The sequence below is a fragment of the Clostridium sp. C8 genome, assembly GCF_001010885.1.
Taxonomy (GTDB): Bacteria; Bacillota; Clostridia; order Clostridiales; family Clostridiaceae; genus Clostridium; species Clostridium sartagoforme.
On record NZ_LBMX01000080.1, the window covers coordinates 1 to 18,944 of the forward strand.

14 protein-coding genes are annotated in these 18,944 nt (G+C 28.5%); 1 reads left to right on the forward strand and 13 read right to left on the reverse strand.

Annotated features, from left to right (window positions below):
* The 8 genes from AAT22_RS11370 to ssnA all read right to left on the reverse strand — a co-directional run.
* Window positions 1–655 (reverse strand): FtsX-like permease family protein (locus AAT22_RS11370; RefSeq protein WP_047001320.1); only part of this gene is annotated, 655 nt, incomplete at its 3' end.
* Window positions 645–1,412 carry an ABC transporter ATP-binding protein gene (locus AAT22_RS11375; RefSeq protein ID WP_047001321.1) on the reverse strand — a complete coding sequence of 256 codons (768 nt, stop codon included), beginning with the start codon at window positions 1,410–1,412 and terminating at the stop codon, window positions 645–647. The genes AAT22_RS11375 and AAT22_RS11370, both read right to left, overlap by 11 nt.
* A 212-nt stretch (window positions 1,413–1,624) precedes the next feature.
* A complete protein-coding gene (locus tag AAT22_RS11380) occupies window positions 1,625–2,596 on the reverse strand; it encodes a lysylphosphatidylglycerol synthase domain-containing protein (RefSeq protein WP_047001322.1) in 972 nt (323 codons plus the stop codon).
* Between the two features lie 357 nt (window positions 2,597–2,953).
* On the reverse strand, window positions 2,954–4,705 hold the full coding sequence (locus tag AAT22_RS18830) for a serine hydrolase (RefSeq protein WP_084820764.1): 1,752 nt from the start codon (window positions 4,703–4,705) through the stop codon (window positions 2,954–2,956).
* A 278-nt stretch (window positions 4,706–4,983) separates the two neighbouring features.
* Window positions 4,984–7,542 (reverse strand): selenium-dependent xanthine dehydrogenase, encoded by a 2,559-nt coding sequence (gene xdh, locus AAT22_RS11390; RefSeq protein WP_047001323.1) that lies wholly within the window; start codon window positions 7,540–7,542, stop codon window positions 4,984–4,986.
* A 71-nt stretch (window positions 7,543–7,613) separates the two neighbouring features.
* Entirely contained in the window at window positions 7,614–9,350 is a 1,737-nt protein-coding gene (locus tag AAT22_RS11395) for a hypothetical protein (RefSeq protein WP_047001324.1), read from the reverse strand.
* 128 nt (window positions 9,351–9,478) lie between these two features.
* A complete protein-coding gene (locus AAT22_RS11400) occupies window positions 9,479–10,873 on the reverse strand; it encodes a solute carrier family 23 protein (protein ID WP_016206617.1) in 1,395 nt (464 codons plus the stop codon).
* A gap of 96 nt (window positions 10,874–10,969) precedes the next feature.
* A complete protein-coding gene (gene ssnA, locus AAT22_RS11405; protein WP_047001325.1) occupies window positions 10,970–12,298 on the reverse strand; it encodes a putative aminohydrolase SsnA in 1,329 nt (442 codons plus the stop codon).
* A 562-nt stretch (window positions 12,299–12,860) separates the two neighbouring features.
* Between ssnA and AAT22_RS11410 the strand changes: the two genes are divergently transcribed.
* Window positions 12,861–13,166 carry a hypothetical protein gene (locus tag AAT22_RS11410; RefSeq protein ID WP_047001326.1) on the forward strand — a complete coding sequence of 102 codons (306 nt, stop codon included), beginning with the start codon at window positions 12,861–12,863 and terminating at the stop codon, window positions 13,164–13,166.
* Between the two features lie 54 nt (window positions 13,167–13,220).
* Here the strand turns inward: AAT22_RS11410 and AAT22_RS11415 are convergent, their stop codons facing one another.
* From AAT22_RS11415 to AAT22_RS11435, 5 genes are all read right to left on the reverse strand, one after another.
* A complete protein-coding gene (locus AAT22_RS11415; RefSeq protein ID WP_047001327.1) occupies window positions 13,221–13,874 on the reverse strand; it encodes an HAD hydrolase-like protein in 654 nt (217 codons plus the stop codon).
* Window positions 13,875–13,970: 96 nt separating this feature from the next.
* The gene (locus AAT22_RS11420; RefSeq protein WP_016206613.1) at window positions 13,971–15,251 is read right to left on the reverse strand and encodes a sigma 54-interacting transcriptional regulator; all 1,281 of its coding nucleotides are present in this window, start codon (window positions 15,249–15,251) and stop codon (window positions 13,971–13,973) included.
* Window positions 15,252–15,462: 211 nt separating this feature from the next.
* The gene (locus AAT22_RS11425; protein ID WP_047001328.1) at window positions 15,463–16,683 is read right to left on the reverse strand and encodes a YgeY family selenium metabolism-linked hydrolase; all 1,221 of its coding nucleotides are present in this window, start codon (window positions 16,681–16,683) and stop codon (window positions 15,463–15,465) included.
* 199 nt (window positions 16,684–16,882) lie between these two features.
* Window positions 16,883–17,461: an NTP transferase domain-containing protein gene (locus AAT22_RS11430; protein ID WP_047001329.1), complete on the reverse strand. Its 579-nt coding sequence runs from the start codon at window positions 17,459–17,461 to the stop codon at window positions 16,883–16,885.
* A 76-nt stretch (window positions 17,462–17,537) separates the two neighbouring features.
* Window positions 17,538–18,899 (reverse strand): 8-oxoguanine deaminase, encoded by a 1,362-nt coding sequence (locus AAT22_RS11435; RefSeq protein ID WP_047001330.1) that lies wholly within the window; start codon window positions 18,897–18,899, stop codon window positions 17,538–17,540.
* Between the last annotated feature and the right edge of the window lie 45 nt (window positions 18,900–18,944).

The following is an 18,944-nucleotide window of genomic DNA, read 5'->3' on the forward strand; positions in this document are numbered from 1 at the left end:
GGGGTTTTTCAACAAACTGTATTATAAATATTATAATATTTATAATTGGATTTTTAAGTTTTATCTTTTCACTTTTCCTTGAAGCTATTAACATATCAATTAATTTGTATTTTGATACTACAATAGTATTAAAAATCATAACTAATAAAAACATTATTCCAAAATATATAGTACTTTTTATAATCCCCTCGAATGATACTATAAATTTATATTCTCCCATTCCAACGTCAAATAATTTAGCTGTAAATACTGATAATCCTTGTGAAAAAATCATGCCTAAAATAATTCCGGCTATTAATGACATTAATCCAATTATTAAAGTTTCAAAAAGTAATATTTTTGATATTTTATTCTTTCCCATTCCTAATGTCATATAAATTCCAAGTTCTTTTTTACGCTTTTTAATTAAAAAGTTATTTGCATATATAATTAAGCTTCCAAGAATAAAAGACACAAATATTGAAACTATTCCTATAGCTTTACTTAAACCGCTTATTATATCGGATTCACTACTATTTACCTCAAAAACTACTTTTTGTGATTCTATAGAATTAAAGCTATAAAATATACAAACTGCAAATGTTAGTGTTAAAAAATATATTGCATAGTCTTTTATGCTCTTTTTTACATTGTTAAATGCTATTTTAGAATACATCGCCTGCATCACCTCCTAAAAGAGTAACTACTTCAATAATTCTATTGAAAAATTCTTTTCTAGAATCTCCTCCTCTTATAAGTTCATTAAATATCTTTCCATCTTTAATGAATAAAATTCTATGGGCATAACTTGCAGTAAAAGCATCATGGGTAACCATTAGTATCGTTGCTTCTAAATCCTTATTAAGAGTTTCAAATGAATCTAAAAGTAATCTTGAAGACTTTGAATCTAAAGCTCCTGTTGGTTCATCAGCTAATATCAATGATGGGTTGGTTACAATGGCTCTTGCTGATGCAACTCTTTGTTTTTGGCCTCCTGACATTTGATATGGATACTTTTTTAATACATCTGTAATCCCAAGATTCATTGATACCTTTTTTATAAATTCATCAATTTTATTATGACCTTTTCCTTGAATAGTTAATGCTAATGCTATATTTTCATAAGCAGTTAATGTATCTAAAAGATTAAAATCTTGAAATATAAAACCTAACTCGTCTCTTCTAAACTTCTCTAACTGTTTTGATTTTAATTTTGTAATATCCTTATCATTTATAATAATATTTCCTGTAGTTACTGTATCTATTGTTGAAATACAATTAAGAAGTGTTGTTTTCCCACTACCTGATGGCCCCATTATCCCAACAAATTCTCCTTTTTCTACTTTAAAACTTATATTATCTATTGCCTTAGTTACATTTTCTTTGTTTCCATAGTATTTTTCAATCTTTTCTACATTTAGTATGCTTTTCATTTTTCCCTCCATATAACTAATTATATTAATGTTTGAACACTTATAAATTTTCTTTATAAGTATAGTTTATCTTAATATTTATTAATTACATATTTATATAACTTTCATTAACCTTTCATTTTTGCAATATAGCTCTAAATTCATAGATTTATTAAAATTTATTTATTAAAATTATAAATTTTAATAAATAAAAAAACTCCCATAGGAGTTTTCTAAGCGAATTTATTTTTAATTAATTTTTTTATGCCTAATTTCAGGATGGTAATATAATCTTTATTTAATTTTCTTTTTAATTCATACATTAATAAAATTATTCCAACAGATAGTGGTATTATATAATAGCTTATACGGTATAATACTAAGGCTAAAACAGCTTCCTCTTTATTTACACCTAAAGCACTAACCCCTAGTATAAATGATAAATCAAATCCTCCTATACCTCCTGGCATCATACTTATAATACCTATAGCAGAAGAGACAACATATATTGGAAATATCTTTGCTAATGTTAGTCCAATTCCTAATAATCTAAGAATACTAAATAACAATAAAGCCATTGCTATCCATTCTGAGGTAGAGATAATCATTATTTTTATAGTTTTCATAGCTTTCTCAGAATTTTTTTCTCTCTTATATCTAATTAGATTATATATAAGCAAAATTGGAGTATAAAGTGCCGACAATAATATACCTAATTTTACTAATTCTATATTTTTCAAACTCGGTATATCCAAAATAGAATAAATTAAGCATATAATAGAAAATCCAGTAAAATTTAATAGTACTACCTTTGAAACTTCTTTTACTAGAAATGCCTTGTCCTTAATATATGGTGAATAAAGGTAGCTTTTAATTGCTATTGCAGCTGTACCACCAAAACCTACTATACTTGAAATCGAACTTGCAATCCATGAAGACTTATAAAGACTTCTGTTATCTAATGAAATTTTACATGTATCTTTTATTATAAAATCATACAAAGATAATGGTAAATAAGAAAGAAGCCCTAATATTGTAATAGTAATTAATCTTACAAAGGAAAGCTTGTCTCTATATAAATAAAATGTATGTATATCAAAATCTGAAAATAACTTTCTAAACTGAATAAGTATTATTGTAAATATTACAAATATAAGAATCATTTTAAGCCATACTTTTAGTTTACTTTCTACCTTAATTAACATATACACTTTCTCCCTACAAAATCAATTTATACTATACATAAATTTTATTTACTTAATCTTTATTAGTATATATCAATAATGAAGTAAATTCAAAATGTTTTTATTTATTACTATAATCTTTAAAGAAATTTAATTTAAAATCTAAATTAATATTTAATATGTCTACTATACAAATATATTATAAATTAAGCTTCATAATATATACCTTTCCTTTTTATAGCAAAAAAGATATGAAAATAGTGCTTATTACACTATTTCCATATATATTTTTTTATGTTTAATATTAATAATATTTTCTTAATATTGATTTAATTTCATTTATGAAAATAGTATTGCAAGTATTTTCAATTATGTCTTTTAACTATTTTTCCTTTTTAATACAACTCCAGCAAATATAATGGCACTTGATATAATTAGCATTGAAGTTGTGCCAAACAAAGTTCCAGTATTAGGTAAACCATTCTCTTTACCTGAAGAATTATTTTTATCTTCTACTACACTCCCATTACTTTCTTTATCTTGATTACCATTATTAGCATTGTTATTTTCATCCTCAATAGGTGTTGTAGGATCCTTCTTTTCTTTAATAGAGAATTTTATTTCTTTAATTTCTTCTTTCCCAAATTGACTTTTATAAACTATTCTTAATATATACTGGCCAGGGTTACTAATTTCTTCATAACTATAAGGTTTTCCATTAATTGTTATATCAGAAATTAATGTTCCGTCTTCTTGATTAATATTAATCCTTACTGGTTCATTATATTCTCTTCCATCTTCGACTCCACTAATATTTATCTTCGGTAAAATAGATTCATATACTGTTGTAGCTATATCTCTGCTTAATTTAAATGTACTTGAATATCCTCCATTACTATTGACTCCTAGATTTTGCTTATTAGTTAAAATTATTATTTGCAAATTATTTTCCTTATCAAAAATTACTTGAGTACCTGTAAATCCTGTATGTCCAAATACATTTTCAGTTGCATATTTGCCCATATATCCAGAATTTTCTCCACCTCTATTAATTTCCCATCCATATCCATGACCAAAATTACTTTGGATTGATGTAAACTCATCCAAAGTTTTTTTATCATAAAGTCTTACTCCATTATATTCTCCTCCATTTAGCATAGCTTGCCCTAAAATTGCTAAATCAGATGCTGTAGAAAATAATCCGGCATGTCCGGCTACTCCGTTATTAGCATAAAAAGCATTTCCATCATTTACTTCGCCCACAAGGGTATAATTTCTCCACCCTTTGAAATCCTCTACATTTTCTTCGCAAAGATAACCAAAATTATCATCTTCTACCATCCTATATTCATATGGATTTCCCCAAGAAGTCGCCGAAATCCTAGACTTAAGAGACTCATCCGGAGTAAACATAGTATCATTCATATCTAGTACTTTATATATATTCTCCTCTAAATAAACATCTAAAGGTTGGTTAGTTATTGCCTCTATAACAAAAGCAAGTGTCATGAAACTAAAATCACTATACTTTCTATTAGTGCCAGTTTCATATTCTAGTGGTAAATTACATATAAAATCTAATTCCTCTTTAGGATTATTAGCATAAAAAAATGTAGGTTTCCATGGAGTTAGTCCTGAAGTATGTGTTAATAAATCCTTAACCTTGACATTTTGTTTCCCGTTTTTTGCAAACTCAGGTATATATGTTGCTACTGTATTATTAACATCTAATTTTCCTTCATAACTTAACTTCATAACTCCTTGAGTTGTTGCCATTACTTTAGTTACAGATGCTAAATCAAATATTGTTTCTGTATTCATCTTTCTCGGATTATCCAGAAGTTTAGCCATATCATATTTTTGTGCATCTCCAAATGCCTTATTATATACAATTTCTCCATCTTTAGCTATAAGAACTACTCCACCAGGAATAATATTATTAGATATATTTTCCGACATAATACTATCAATTTTTTCTAAATTTTCTTTATTCATTTCAGCGTCCATAGCACTACCATTTCTTAATAACTTGTTATTTGTATATGCATTTATTTTGCTATATCCAAAAGATGTGAAACCTATACCTACTAGTAATACTCCAGATAAAAATTTAGTTAAAAATTTTTTCATTATCATTTTTCCCCCTAATTTTTATTTAACAATCATCGTGCGCACAATAATCACTAAAATATATTAATATACAAAATATTGTACATTCGTATATTAATATACAATGTTTTGTATATTAATATATTATCATAACATCTTTTTATTGTAAATGTTTCCTTATACAAAATATTTAAATTTATCTATATATTTCAAATATATACTTTCTGCATGTTATATTAAAAGAACCTATATATTTTCTACATAAAATAGAGAATATACAGGTTCTTTATATACTAAGTTTACTTTTTAGACTTTCTATAATAGGTATTTTCAAGTGGTAATTTAGTTCTAAACTCTCCATCTAACTTGTAATAAGCTCCTTGCATTGCTGGTGCTTCTGGTACAACTACAATTTCTCCAACACCCTTTGCTCCATATACTAAATTGGCCTTATTCTTTTCAACTAATATTGGTTTTATTTCTGGTATTCCAGTTGATCTGAATAATCCTAAAGTACCGAATTTGGCTAAAGGAATTCCATTTTTAAGTGGATAGTCTTCTGTTAGTGCATATCCTAGCCCCATAACTACTCCACCTTCTATTTGCCCTTCTACAGCCACAGGATTTACTGCTCTTCCTATGTCATGGGCCGCAACTACCTTTATTACCTTTCCATTATCATCTAAAACTACTACTTGAGTTGCATATCCATAAGCTACATGACTTACTGGATTAGGTTTTGTACTTCCCATAGGATCTGTTTGAGGACAATATTCAGCATAATATTCTTCACTCTCAAGATCATTTAGTGATTTATTTACCAATGCTTCCTTCAATTGAAGAGCTGCAAGTCTTGCTGCTTCACCTGTAAGTACAGTTTGCCTTGAAGCTGTTGTTGTTCCTGAATTAGGAGTTGTAAAGGTATCTGGACTATCTACTAAAACTTTCTCTGGATCTAATCCAGTAGTTTCACATACAATCTGTGTTGCCACAGTTCCTATTCCTTGACCTATACAAGCAGCTGATGTTCTTATAATAACCTTACTATCTTTAACGACTATTTTACATCTACCTGTATCTGGTATTCCAACACCTAGTCCAGCATTTTTAAACGCACAAGCTATTCCAACATTCTTATTATTTTCAAATTCATCTTTTACCGCCTCTAAAGTTTCAACTAATGCAGTTCCTTCATCTGCGATTTGCCCATTAGGTAAAACTTGTCCTGGCCTAATTGCATTTCTATATCTAAATTCCCATGGAGAAATTCCAACAAGCTCTGCAAGTTTATTTATATTACATTCATTTGCAAATGCTGATTGAGTAACTCCAAAGCCCCTAAAAGCTCCTGCTGGTGGATTATTTGTATATACTGCTGTTCCTTCGATATCTACATTTTGATAGTTGTAAGGTCCAGCTGCATGTGTACAAGCTCTTTGAAGTACCGGACCTCCTAACGATGCATATGCTCCTGTATCTGAAATTATCCTTGCTTTCATTCCTGTTAAAATTCCATTTTCATCACAAGCTGTTGTAAATTCCATTTCCATAGCATGCCTTTTGGGATGAATAATTAAACTTTCTTTTCTGCTTAATGTAACTTTAACTGGTTTCTTTGTATAATAAGTTAAAAGTGCTGCATGATGTTGAACACTCATATCTTCCTTTCCACCAAATCCTCCCCCTACAAGCATACTTTTAATTCTTAATTTACTTGGATCTAAATCCAAAAGTTTTCCTACCTCTCGAAGTTCATCATAAATACCTTGGCCACCTGTGTAAACTGTTAAAATGCCATCTTCATAATTAGCTACTGCACATTCCGGCTCTAAAAATGCGTGTTCTGTTGGTGGAGTGCTATATTTTTCTGTTACAACATATTTAGAATTTTTTATAGCTTCCTCTGCATCTCCTCTTTTTAAGTACTGTTTACTTAATATATTTCCACTTGAATGAACTTTAGGTGCACCTTCTTTCAATCCCATTTCAGGATTTGTTACCGGTGGAAGTTCTTCATAATCTACTTCTATAAGACTTAATGCCTCTTTTAATATTTTTTTACTTTTTGCTGCTACTAAAGCTACTGAATCTCCTAAATATCTTGTTTCTTCTCCAACATCTATCATTGCTGGCCAATCTTGGACTAAATGTCCAATAAATCTATCTCCTGGTATATCTTTTGCTGTTAAAACAGCATAAACACCATCTAAAGCCTTTGCCTTTGATGTATCTATATTTTTAACTAAAGCTCTTGGATACTTTGATCTTAACGCTGAACCATAAAGCATCCCGTCAAAATATAAATCGTCTGCATATTTACCAATTCCAAGAGTTTTTACTTCAGCATCAATTCTAGGTAAATTTTCTCCAACTAATCCCTTACAATATACTTTAGGTACCTCTTCATTATTTCTTAAAAGCTCTGCAACTAACTTAATAGCTTCTATAATTTTTACATAGCCTGTACATCTACATATATTACCTTTAAGAGCATTTTTTATTTCTTCTTCTGTTGGGTCTAAATTTTTATCTAATAATCCTTTTGCACTTATAACCATTCCTGGAATACAAAATCCACATTGAACTGCTCCACATTTACCAAATGCATAAGCAAAAGCGTCTCTTTCTCTCTCACTAATTCCTTCAACTGTAATTACTTCTTTATTTTCAAGTCTACTTATCTTTTGAATACATGCTCTTTGTGCTACACCATTGACTAAAACCATACAAGCACCACAAGCACCTTCTGCACAACCATTTTTTACAGATGTTAATTGCTCTACATCTCTTAAATAATCAATTAAACTTATATCTTCATCTACTGATAAATCTTTACCATTGAGCTTAAAATTATACATTTAACTTGCTCCTCCTAATTATCAAACTAATACATGATGTTATATCAATAAACTTTCTTTTAAACATCTTATTATACGTACTTATTTAATTCTTCTTCACTTAAACAATCTATTTTATCAACATAATAAGAATAATCTTTCAATATTGTTTCTACTGTAACTTCTAATTTACTCTTAATTTCTTTTGAATTAACTACATATACATATTCTTTTCCAGCTTCTCTTAACAAGAATTTATCTTCGCTTATCCTTAATAATCCAGTATTCTTAGAATCAGTATATTCTTCTAGATTTCTAAAAATAGTTGTTTTCTTAAGATATGGGAAGCCTCCCTTTGGACAGAACATATGACAGTTACCACATTCATTACACATATTTTCAACATGAAGAATTTGATAATTGGCTGAAAGTCCTTCAACAGCCACTCTCATATTTGCTCTATTCGGACATACATCAACGCATATTCCACAGCTCTTTAAGCAATCAAAAGTTTCCAGCTTATCTTCTAATACTCTCCCATTACCTTTATTTTTATAATGAGCATCAGTCTTTGCTTTTTCTCCTAAAATATTTAAATCTTCAAGGTTTAAGCATTTTGGTGCTTGTCCTAACTTTTTCATTTCGTTTAATACTGCACTGTTATTTATATATCCCTTTGGTTGTAAATATAATGTAGCTATAGTGATTGGAGCTATCCCAGCATTAAATACATCTAATACATTGTTTTTATCTATTCCGCCTGACATAGACATAGGTATATTATTAAATTCTTTTGCAATCTTCTTGGCTACATTTATTGCTATTGGATATAATGGCTTTCCAGACATATACATAGCTTCACCAGGCATAACTCCTCTTGTATTAACTACAGGCAATGTATTTGTAAGCTTAACTCCGAAATTTACATCATTTTCCTTTGCCGTATCTAATAGCTTAGCTATAATTTCTTTAGCTGTTTCAAATTGTAAGTCGTGATCAAAGTCTTCTCTCTTTAATTCAATGTCATTGTAGCCTAAGTTGTCTAAGATTTCTCTTACTGCATCATATCCTAATAATGTAGAGTTACATTTTAATAGCATGTTTATCTTTTTATTTACTATTAAGTGAGTTGCTATATCTAAAATTTCACTTGCTTTACATCCATGCATTGTAGATAGTGTAATTATATTTGTAATCTTTGAAGTAATATTATCTATATCTTCTAATTTAAATCTCTTGAATTTATTAATATTCTTCTTTAATACATCAATGCACTCCTTAAAGATTACTGTATCTTTTGAGTCTTTAAGGTTATCTATAAAGTCAGAAATTTTCTTTGATTGAATTCCTTTAAGATCATATCCTACACTTATATTAAGAATAAAATCTTTTACATCTGATAATCCAAGTTCAATACCTATAACTTGCATTAATACAGAGGCTTTCACATATTCTTCTGCGGCTTCTTCAACAGTTAATTCTGTTGACCATTCAACATTATAACCTACATTTTTAGCATCTATACATGGTCTTGGAATCATTGCCTGCATGTCTTTTCCATCTACTATTTGAACCGTCTTAGGTTCAAAATATCTGCATCCTGTTAAATAACCAGCTAAAAAGTTTTGTGTTAATTGTGTATGAGGACCAGCTGCTGGACCTACTGGGAATCTTAAGTATTCATTGCAAAAATTCATTTCAATACTATTATCAATGTCTCTATAAAAATCTTTTTCTTCTATTCCAAATATTTTGCCTTTTGTATAATAATCTTCAAGAGTTAAATCGAGAATCCTTTCAAAAGACATTGGTTTCATTATATCACTCATGGTTATACCACCTTTCTTCAAGTAAATTTTATATGAAATAATAGTGCTATATGTCTTTACTATATAGCACTATATTATTTAGCAATTTTCATACCAAAATAACAGCATGAAATACTTCATCTAACATTTTAGCTCTCCAAAGCACTTACAGAAGCTTCTTCTATCTTCTTAGGTTTAAATATTAGACATGCAATAACACTAACAATACATACTGCTGCCACTGGCTCCTGGAATATATATTGCATTACTACTGGAAACTTTGCTTTTATTTCTGCTGGTAGATTCCCAACACCATATCCAAGACCAAAAGTTACACCAACAATTAAATTATTTATATCATTAAAGCCAGCAGAGGCGATCATTTTTATACCATTTAAAAGAATCATAGCGAATACAGTAACAACAGCACCACCTAAAACGCTGTTAGGCATAGCTGAAAAAATAGCTCCTATTTTAGGAAAGAAACCTGCTAACACTAAAACAGCTGCTCCTGTAGCTATACAAAAACGATTTACAACTCCAGTCATAGCTACAATACCTGCATTTTGTCCAAATGCAGTATTAGGTAGAGTATTAAATATTGCTGCAACCTGTGATCCTACTGCATCTGCCAAGATTGCACCTGAAGTTTCTTCACCTGTAGCATCCCTATTAAATGCCGCAATTGTTATACCACTTGTATTACCTATTGTCTCAAGTCCAGATACAACATATACAGCGAAAAAGGCCATTATTACATCCATTCTGAATGCAAGCTTAAAATGGAATGGAGTTGGTACACTTGCCCAGCTCGCATTTGCAATTGTATCGAAATTTACCATGCCCATAAATAAAGCTAAAGTATATCCTGCCACCAATCCTACTAATATTGATGATGCTTTCCATAGTCCTTTCGCAAATCTATTAATTAAAAGTATTGTTAATAATACAGTAAAACCTAAAACAAGATTTCTTGGATCAAAATCATTTGCTGTCTTAGGTGATCCTACAAAATAGTTTGCTCCTGTCCCTAAAAGCTTTATACCTATTGTAACCAAAACAGAGCCTACTACTAATGGTGGAAAGAACTTCTTCAAAGGTTTTATAAAGATTCCCATTATATCTTCCACAAATCCCCCAAGCAATGTACCACCAAGAATAATCCCCATGGCTATTTCTGGTGATATTCCTTCTCCATGCAATTTTTCACTAATTGCCTGCATAGTTGGTACAAAGGCAAAAGATGTACCCATAACTATAGGAAGCTTTGAACCTATTTGAAACTTGCCAATTTTAAATGGATATAACTGTAGAAATGTAATAAGACCCGATACAAGCATTGCACTTTGTATCATTATAATACGATCTGATGCACTTGTTCCAAGAATGCCTGTAAGTACAAATATTGGAGCTAAATTACCTGTGAACATAGCTAATACATGCTGAATACCTAGTGGCAGTGCCTTACTTAAAGGTGGTCTACCATCCAACTGATAAATTAATTCACTACTATTATTTACTTCCCTTTTATTATTTTTCCCCATAATAATACCTCCCATTTTTATATTAATATATTTAATTATTGCATGTTGAGTCTATACTAAATTGTTATTTATTAAGCGGAACATAATCAATACCCATCACATTTTTTCCCATAGCTTTTGTGCAAGTTCCCTTGATTTTCTAAATATTTTTTCTTCGTCTATATTAAGCATTTCTCTATCTTTCATAATAATTTTCCCATTAATTATAGTTGTTATAACAGATCTTCCAGTAAACCCAAATAACATATGACCATGGAGGTTATTGGCATTCATTGGAGTTATAGGATTGTAATCTAAAACAATTATATCTGCATAGGCTCCCTCTTTTAATACTCCAACTTCCCTATTAAAGTACTTATCAGCTATAATCTTATTATTTTCAAATAGTAATTTAAAGGTTTCATTAAATGCTACACCAGGATGACATCTATTATGTCTTTGTATTATAGGAAATACTTTCATAGACTCAAACATATCACTTGTATATCCGTCAGTTCCCATACCAACTGTTACACCCTTATTTAACATTTCTAAAACTGGAGAACACCCAACAGCATTACCCATATTAGATTCTGGATTATTTATGACATTTGTATTTGTACTCTTTAATAAACCCATTTCATTATCATTTATATGAATACAATGAACAGCTAAGGTCTTATCTCCTAATATGTTATAATCATTTAATCTTTCTATTACCCTCTTTCCAGAAACTTTTAATGTATCATGTAAATCTGCTATTCCTTCTGCTGCATGCACATGATAACCTGTATTTAAACCTTCCATCTCTTTAGCACATTTTTCTAGAGTCTTATTGCTTAATGTAAAGGATGCATGAAGTCCAAATAAACCTTTTATCATATCACTGTCATCTTTATTAGCATATTTAATAAAGTTTACGTTTTCATAAATCCCTTCATTTGTTATATCTACTCCATCCCTATCAGAAACTTCGTAACATAAAGTTGTCCTCATCCCCAACTCTTTAGCCACATCTCCAATTGTAAATAAACTATCTGTAATACTATAAGGACTAGCATGGTGATCAAATACAGTTGTTACTCCATTTTTTATACAATCAATATAAGTTGTATACGCACTATATTTTGTGTCCTCTAAAGTTAACTTTTTGTCCATTTTCCACCAAAGTCTCTCTAATATTTCAACGAAATTATTAGAAGGTGCTTCTTTGTTATCCATTCCTCTTGCAAAAGCACTATAAATATGATGATGATTATTAATTATTCCAGGCATTATTACCTTACCTTTAGCATCAACAAATTCATAATTATTGTATTTTGACTTTAAGGCATTATAATCTCCAACTTCCACTATAATATTATCTTTAATAACTATAGCTCCATTATTTATAATTGGATTATTATTATCCTGGGTTATAACTATTCCATTACCTACTAAAATCATTTATCTTCCCTCCAGTATAATATTATCAATAATATTTAAAGCATTATTCATGCCAATTCCCATGATTTGTTGTTAATTATTTATTTAAATTAATAATTAACAACTTGTTTAGCTCACAGTGAACAAATCACAGTTCGCAATTTCATTTTTATAAAAAATAAGTATTATGAAACAGCGAAACAAGTATAATAAAGATTTGATTATATTTTTTTGTACAAAGCTTGAAATTTAAATAATTTCAAATACTTTTATTTAAAAATACATTAATAACTTTATTACTTAATTATTTATTTTAATTTTTTAAACCTAAACTATATTACTTGTTATCTTTTATCCAATATAATTGCTAGGCCTACTTTGTTATCATTTTAGTAATTATATTTATCATTTTAATAATCAAAGATGAATCTCAAAATATCTTTCACTTTCCATGTATATAAAAGTAACCTATGAAATATATCCTTTGTATCTATATTTCATAAGCTATTTAATTATTGTAATATTTACATATATATCCATATAATAGTATAATTATAATAACTATCTTATTTGGAGGTAATTTATGAAAGCATGTCCGTACTGTGATAATAAATTTCTTAAAATCGATATAATATTTAATAAATCTTATACTATTAAATGTCCAAGTTTTAATAAGATGCTTTCCCAAACTAAAAACTTTAATAATATAAACCATATTTTAAGTATTTTGCCTGTATTATTATATATATTCTTATCTAATCAAATAAATTGTTATTTGATTAAGATTACTAATAATCCTAAGTTATCAACTGTTTTCTTTGCATTTATATCAGGATTATGGGCATATTATATTAATGGCTTATCTCCATTATGGTCAAAATATAAGTGATAGCTATTGATCTTTAATAACTATCACTTATATAATAAGTTCTTATTCATTTTTTTATAATATTATATTTCTTAGTTCATCAACACTTGATAAATAATAATTTGAATTTTCTTTCATAAAATCAATTATTTCTGGTATAATATGAGACCAACCAGCACTAGCAAAATCTACATTACAAGTTCTTGCCATATCAAGTCCAGGCTTTAAATCATCTACTACTAATATATCTTCTTTATTTAAGTTAAATGTTTTCATAGCTTCTCTAATTGGGTAAGGGTTCGGTTTTCTCTTATAATCTTCAAGATCCCACCCAAATATTTTATCTGGTAAAATACCACAATTAATCTTATAATCTCTTTGAATTTGTTCACTTTCAGAGTGAGAGGCAACACAAATTACTCCTCCTAAATTTTTAAACTCTTTTATTAATTCTGGAAAACCAGGATAAAAATTTGGAATTTTTGACTTTGTATAGCTACTCCATATTTTATATTGATATGCCTGTTCTTCTTTGTTAAATTTCAATATATCCTTGCATAATTCTGAAAAACCAGGATTAAAACAACTTGAGATAAATTCTTCAAGAGTAATTATTTTTGTATTTGGTCTTAATATTTTAAGTGCCTCTACAAATGATGGATAATGTATATTAGGTGTACTTATAGTAACTGTATCATCATGGTCCAAAATTAAGCATTTATATTTCATAATTACAGCCTTTCTTAATATCCTTTATTTTTTGTAATATAAACAACTTTTTATTACTATTTTATATAAACTCTACATTTTTGCATTAAAATAAACTTAACTTTTTCTATATAAAGTGGCTAGACCTATTCCAAGTTTTTTAGCAGCTTTAGATTTTCCCTTAGTATCATGTCCATACTTCTCTAATGCATAATTTATATATCTTTTTTCTAATTCTTCTAATGTTATAAAATCTCCATTGATAATATCATCTAAATCTTTCTCATCATGACTATCATAATAACTTGTTATATATTCTGGAAGGATACTACATGTTATTATATTATCTTCATCTACTAAATTTATCATCAACTCTACAGCATTTTGTAATTCTCTTATATTTCCTTCCCATGGATAATTTTCTAACTTTTTTATTACTTCATCCTCTATATTAATTTTTTCTAAATTGTAGCTTGAACAATATTTCTCTATAAAGCTTAATACCAATTGCTTTATATCCTCTTTTCTCTCTGAAAGATTAGGAATTTCTATAGGTATTACATTTATCCTATAATATAAATCTTCTCTAAATTTTTTTTCTTTTATCATTTCTTTTATATCTTTATTAGTTGCCGCAATTACTCTTATATCTAAATTTATCATTTTATTAGATCCTATCTTAGCAAACTTTTTTTCTTGCAGAACTCTAAGCAATTTTACTTGAAGTGAAAGTGGCATATCTCCTATTTCATCTAAAAATATTATTCCTCCATTTGCAAGTTCGAACTTTCCCATTCTACCATTATTACTAGCTCCACTAAAAGCACCTTTTGCATATCCAAACAACTCACTTTCAAGTAGAGCTTCAGGAATTGCTGCACAATTTATTGCTATAAAAGGTTTGTTCCTTCTATTACTTTGAGAATGTATAGCTCTAGCTATTACTTCTTTACCAGTACCACTTTCTCCTGTTATAAGAACTGAGGATGTGGAATTGGCTATCTTTAAAATTTTCTTTTTAATATTTCTCATTGATTCAGATTCACCAATTATAGATTCTAATTTTATTTCTCCCCAAACATTATTTGCAGTTATATTACATTTATCTTTTTTACAAATCTTATTTAATATGATAATACTTTTATAATTATATGAATAAGAGTCTGTTTCTAATAATTCACCTATTCCATCATAATCAGTATCCTTAACCCTTATTGAAATATTATATTTTTCAAAATCATGCTTTATAAATACCTCTATTTCTTCTAACTCAATGCTTTGAATATTCAAGGATTTTCTTACATAATTATTAGCATAAATTACTTTATTATTAGAATTTAAAATTATAATTCCATCACTTATTTTATTAGCTATGTCCTTAATAAACTTTTCTTCCATTCTATTATCACCTTTTGTACTATATTATTAACTTTTAAACTCTCTCATAATATTATGTTAACATTTTTTCCTTGACCTTACAATTATTATAAATAAAAAACTGAAGGAAGGAAATTATAAATAGTTATAAATCATGTAAATTTTTTATAATTTCCTAAATCATAAGAAAAAGAAGCTTAAATTTATTTCTCTAAGCCTCTTTAACTATACATTATTTATTATTCACTTTATTTACATAAATGGTAGGAATTAAAGCATACATTGCTGCTGCTTTTACTATTTCGCTTTTCCATGTTCTTTCATTTGGTGCATGTGCTTGATCTTCATGTCCAGGACCAAAACCTATACATGGAATTCCATACCTACCCATTATAGAAACCCCATTAGTTGAAAAAGTCCATTTATCTACTATAGGCTCTGCTTTAAATAAGCTTCTATATGTTTCAATAAGAGTTTGACATACTTCATGCTCTTCTGGAATAACCCATGTTGGAAAATATGATTGTGTTTCATAAGAAAGTCCTGTATATGATTTTTTATCATAATTATATATAGATACCTGAGCATTGGCTTTCTTAACTGAAGGTAAATTTTTAATTTGCTCTATTGCAAATTTATGACTTTCTCCATCTGTTAATCTTCTATCTATAGAAATACTACATCCATCTGCTATTGCACATCTCGAAGGTGATGAAAAAAATATTTCAGATACAGTTAATGTTCCTTTTCCTAAAAAATCATTATACATAAGGCCTTTATCTAAACTTTTCAATTCATCTAATATCGGAGCCATCTTAAATATTGCATTTTCTCCTCTCTCTGGAGCAGACCCATGACAACTAATTCCATTGGTACTAACCTTAATTTCTACTCTACCTCTATGCCCCCTATATATATTACATGAAGTAGGTTCTGTAATTACCACAAATTCAGGATTTATATTATCTTCGTTAATTATATACTGCCAACACAATCCATCACAATCTTCTTCTTGAACTGTACATGCTATAAGTAATGTATAATCATTTTCTAAATTTAAATCCTTAATAATTTTCCCAGCATAAACCATTGCAGCTATACCGCCACCTTGATCACTTACTCCTCTTCCTAGTATTACTTCTGCATCCTCATCTCCCTCATATGGATTATAATTCCAAAGGCTAGGGTCTCCTACCCCAACAGTATCAACATGTCCATCCATAGCTATAAGATGACTTCCTGACCCCATATAAGCTAATAAGTTCCCCATTGGATCTATCTCTATTTTATCAAAACCAACCTTTTCCATTTCCTTCTTTATTCTCATTATCTTAGCTTTTTCATTACAGCTTTCACAAGGTATAGAAATTATTTCTCTTAAAAAATTACTCATATCTTCTTTATAATTTTCTGAAGATTTTATTATCTCTTCATAAATATATTTATATTCCATATTTACCTCTCCTCTAATTTAAAAGAAATACTTAATTGTTTTTATAATACGCATAATTTATGCCAAGATTTAATTAGACTTTTAGTATAGTAAATAGTAATTTTTTAATTAATATTAATATTAAAATTGTATGTAGATAATTATAAAAGAACAAATAGTTATCAAAATAATAATTTATATCATTTTGATAACTATTATTTTATCTTTTTATTAATTTAATAAATTCTTCATACTCTTTTATAGTATCAATATCTTGCAAAAACAAGCTATTATTTATACCTACATACTTAATTTTATCTTTATTATTTTTAATTACTTCCCTTCCTCCCATATCTCCATTTAAGCTTTCTAACTCTTTTTTTAAACTTATAGGAAATATAATTGGACTTCCTGTCTTATCCTTAAATTTAGGAATAATTATATTTTTACTATTTTCTGCGGAAACCTTTATCAATTTATTAACTGATTCTTTATCTATAAATGGCTGGTCGCCACAAAAAAACATATAATTATGATTTAAATCTACTTCTTTTAATCCTAATTTGATTGATTCACTTTGTCCATTAATAGCAAAATTATTTTTTATAGTTTTTATTCCCTCATTTATTCCAATATTAATTATTTCTTCTTCTCTTCCAACTAAAATTATATTTGAAATATTACATTTCTTGATTGTTCTTATTACCTTTTCAATTATTAATTCATCTCCAATATTCATTAATAATTTATTTTTTCCCATTCTTTTACTAAATCCTGATGCTAAGATTATTCCGTTCATTTTAACCACACACCTTTATCTTTAAGTAACCGCTTTCATATTCAAAAATTAGATTTCATCATGAACTTTACATAACTTATATTTTGCTAAATAAATTTTGTACTGCGTTTCTCGCTTCAAAAACTATTTTTTCTTCATCTACATTAGTAAGCTTCCCATCTTTTACTACTACTTTACCTGCTATTATTGTATAATCAACTGTTGATTTACATCCAACAGTACCTAATATTGATTTTGGATCATATTCTGCTCCTATAAACTCTATTCTATTTGAATTTATCATAAATAAATCTGCTGCTTTTCCCACTGAGAGCTCTCCAATATCATTTCTTCCAAGAACTCTTGCACTTCCCCTTGTTGCTAGTTTTAATATATCATATCCAGTCGGAGCATTATTACTCCAATTTAATCTATGAAGTAGATAACAAATTCTAAGCTCTTCTAAAAGATTTGAACCATCATTACTTGCGCTTCCATCAACTGCTAGTCCTACAGGAACATCTAGTTTTATCATTTCTGGAATTCTAGCTATTCCTGAAGATAATTTCATATTTGATATAGGACAATGTGCTACTCCTGTTTGTGTTTTTGCTAATATTTTAAGTTCTTCATCATTGAAATGAATTCCATGAGCGTACCAAACATCACTTCCAATCCAATCAAGGGTATCCATGTATTCTAAAGGTCTCATATTAAATCTTTCAAGAGTATATCTTTCTTCATCCTTTGTTTCTGCTAAATGAGTATGAAGTCTTACATTATATTTTCTTGCAAGTTTAGCACTTTCCTTCATCAACTCTGCTGTTACATTAAATGGAGCACAAGGTGCTAAGACAACTTGCTTCATGGAAAACTCACTTGCATCATGATATTTTTTTATAATTCTTTCTGAATCGTATAATATTTTATCAAATTTTTGAACAACAGAGTCTGGAGGTAATCCCCCATCCTTTTTACTTAAATTCATACTACCTCTTGATGCATGAAATCTAATTCCTAACTCTTTAGCTGAATTAAATTGTTCATCTATAAGAGTTTCTTCAGCTTTCTCTGGAAAAAGATAATGATGATCAAAGCAAGTAGTACATCCATTTTTCATTAGTTCTCCCATTCCCACTAAAGAGCTATATCTTATAGATTCTGAAACTACCCCTTTCCATATTTCATATAAAGTTGTTAACCAATCAAAAAGTTCCATATTTTGTACTTGTGGCAAATTTCTAGTAAAAGTCTGAAAAAGATGATGATGACTATTTATAAGTCCTGGATATACATACATATCTTTTGCATCAATTACTTCTTTTGCTTCAAAAATATCTTTCCCTATATATTTTATAATCCCATCTTCTATATATAGATTCACATTTTCAAATAAATTATCTTTTTCATCGCAAGTTACTAACGCCTTAATATTTTTTATAAATAAGCTATTTTTCATATTGACCCCTCCAAATTCTATAATTCGATCTGTTAAGTTATATGA

What these genes read in the sequence shown, in the direction of transcription:
- xdh (WP_047001323.1), bottom strand. Translation starts at nt 7,542, where the DNA reads ATGTATAATTTTAAGCTCAATGGTAAAGATTTATCAGTAGATGAAGAT.
- AAT22_RS11435 (WP_047001330.1), bottom strand. Translation starts at nt 18,899, where the DNA reads ATGAAAAATAGCTTATTTATAAAAAATATTAAGGCGTTAGTAACTTGC.
- AAT22_RS11380 (WP_047001322.1), bottom strand. Translation starts at nt 2,596, where the DNA reads ATGTTAATTAAGGTAGAAAGTAAACTAAAAGTATGGCTTAAAATGATT.
- AAT22_RS11410 (WP_047001326.1), top strand. Translation starts at nt 12,861, where the DNA reads ATGAAAGCATGTCCGTACTGTGATAATAAATTTCTTAAAATCGATATA.
- AAT22_RS11425 (WP_047001328.1), bottom strand. Translation starts at nt 16,683, where the DNA reads ATGGAATATAAATATATTTATGAAGAGATAATAAAATCTTCAGAAAAT.
- AAT22_RS11400 (WP_016206617.1), bottom strand. Translation starts at nt 10,873, where the DNA reads ATGGGGAAAAATAATAAAAGGGAAGTAAATAATAGTAGTGAATTAATT.
- AAT22_RS11375 (WP_047001321.1), bottom strand. Translation starts at nt 1,412, where the DNA reads ATGAAAAGCATACTAAATGTAGAAAAGATTGAAAAATACTATGGAAAC.
- AAT22_RS11430 (WP_047001329.1), bottom strand. Translation starts at nt 17,461, where the DNA reads ATGAACGGAATAATCTTAGCATCAGGATTTAGTAAAAGAATGGGAAAA.
- AAT22_RS11415 (WP_047001327.1), bottom strand. Translation starts at nt 13,874, where the DNA reads ATGAAATATAAATGCTTAATTTTGGACCATGATGATACAGTTACTATA.
- AAT22_RS18830 (WP_084820764.1), bottom strand. Translation starts at nt 4,705, where the DNA reads ATGAAAAAATTTTTAACTAAATTTTTATCTGGAGTATTACTAGTAGGT.
- AAT22_RS11420 (WP_016206613.1), bottom strand. Translation starts at nt 15,251, where the DNA reads ATGGAAGAAAAGTTTATTAAGGACATAGCTAATAAAATAAGTGATGGA.
- AAT22_RS11395 (WP_047001324.1), bottom strand. Translation starts at nt 9,350, where the DNA reads ATGAGTGATATAATGAAACCAATGTCTTTTGAAAGGATTCTCGATTTA.
- ssnA (WP_047001325.1), bottom strand. Translation starts at nt 12,298, where the DNA reads ATGATTTTAGTAGGTAATGGAATAGTTATAACCCAGGATAATAATAAT.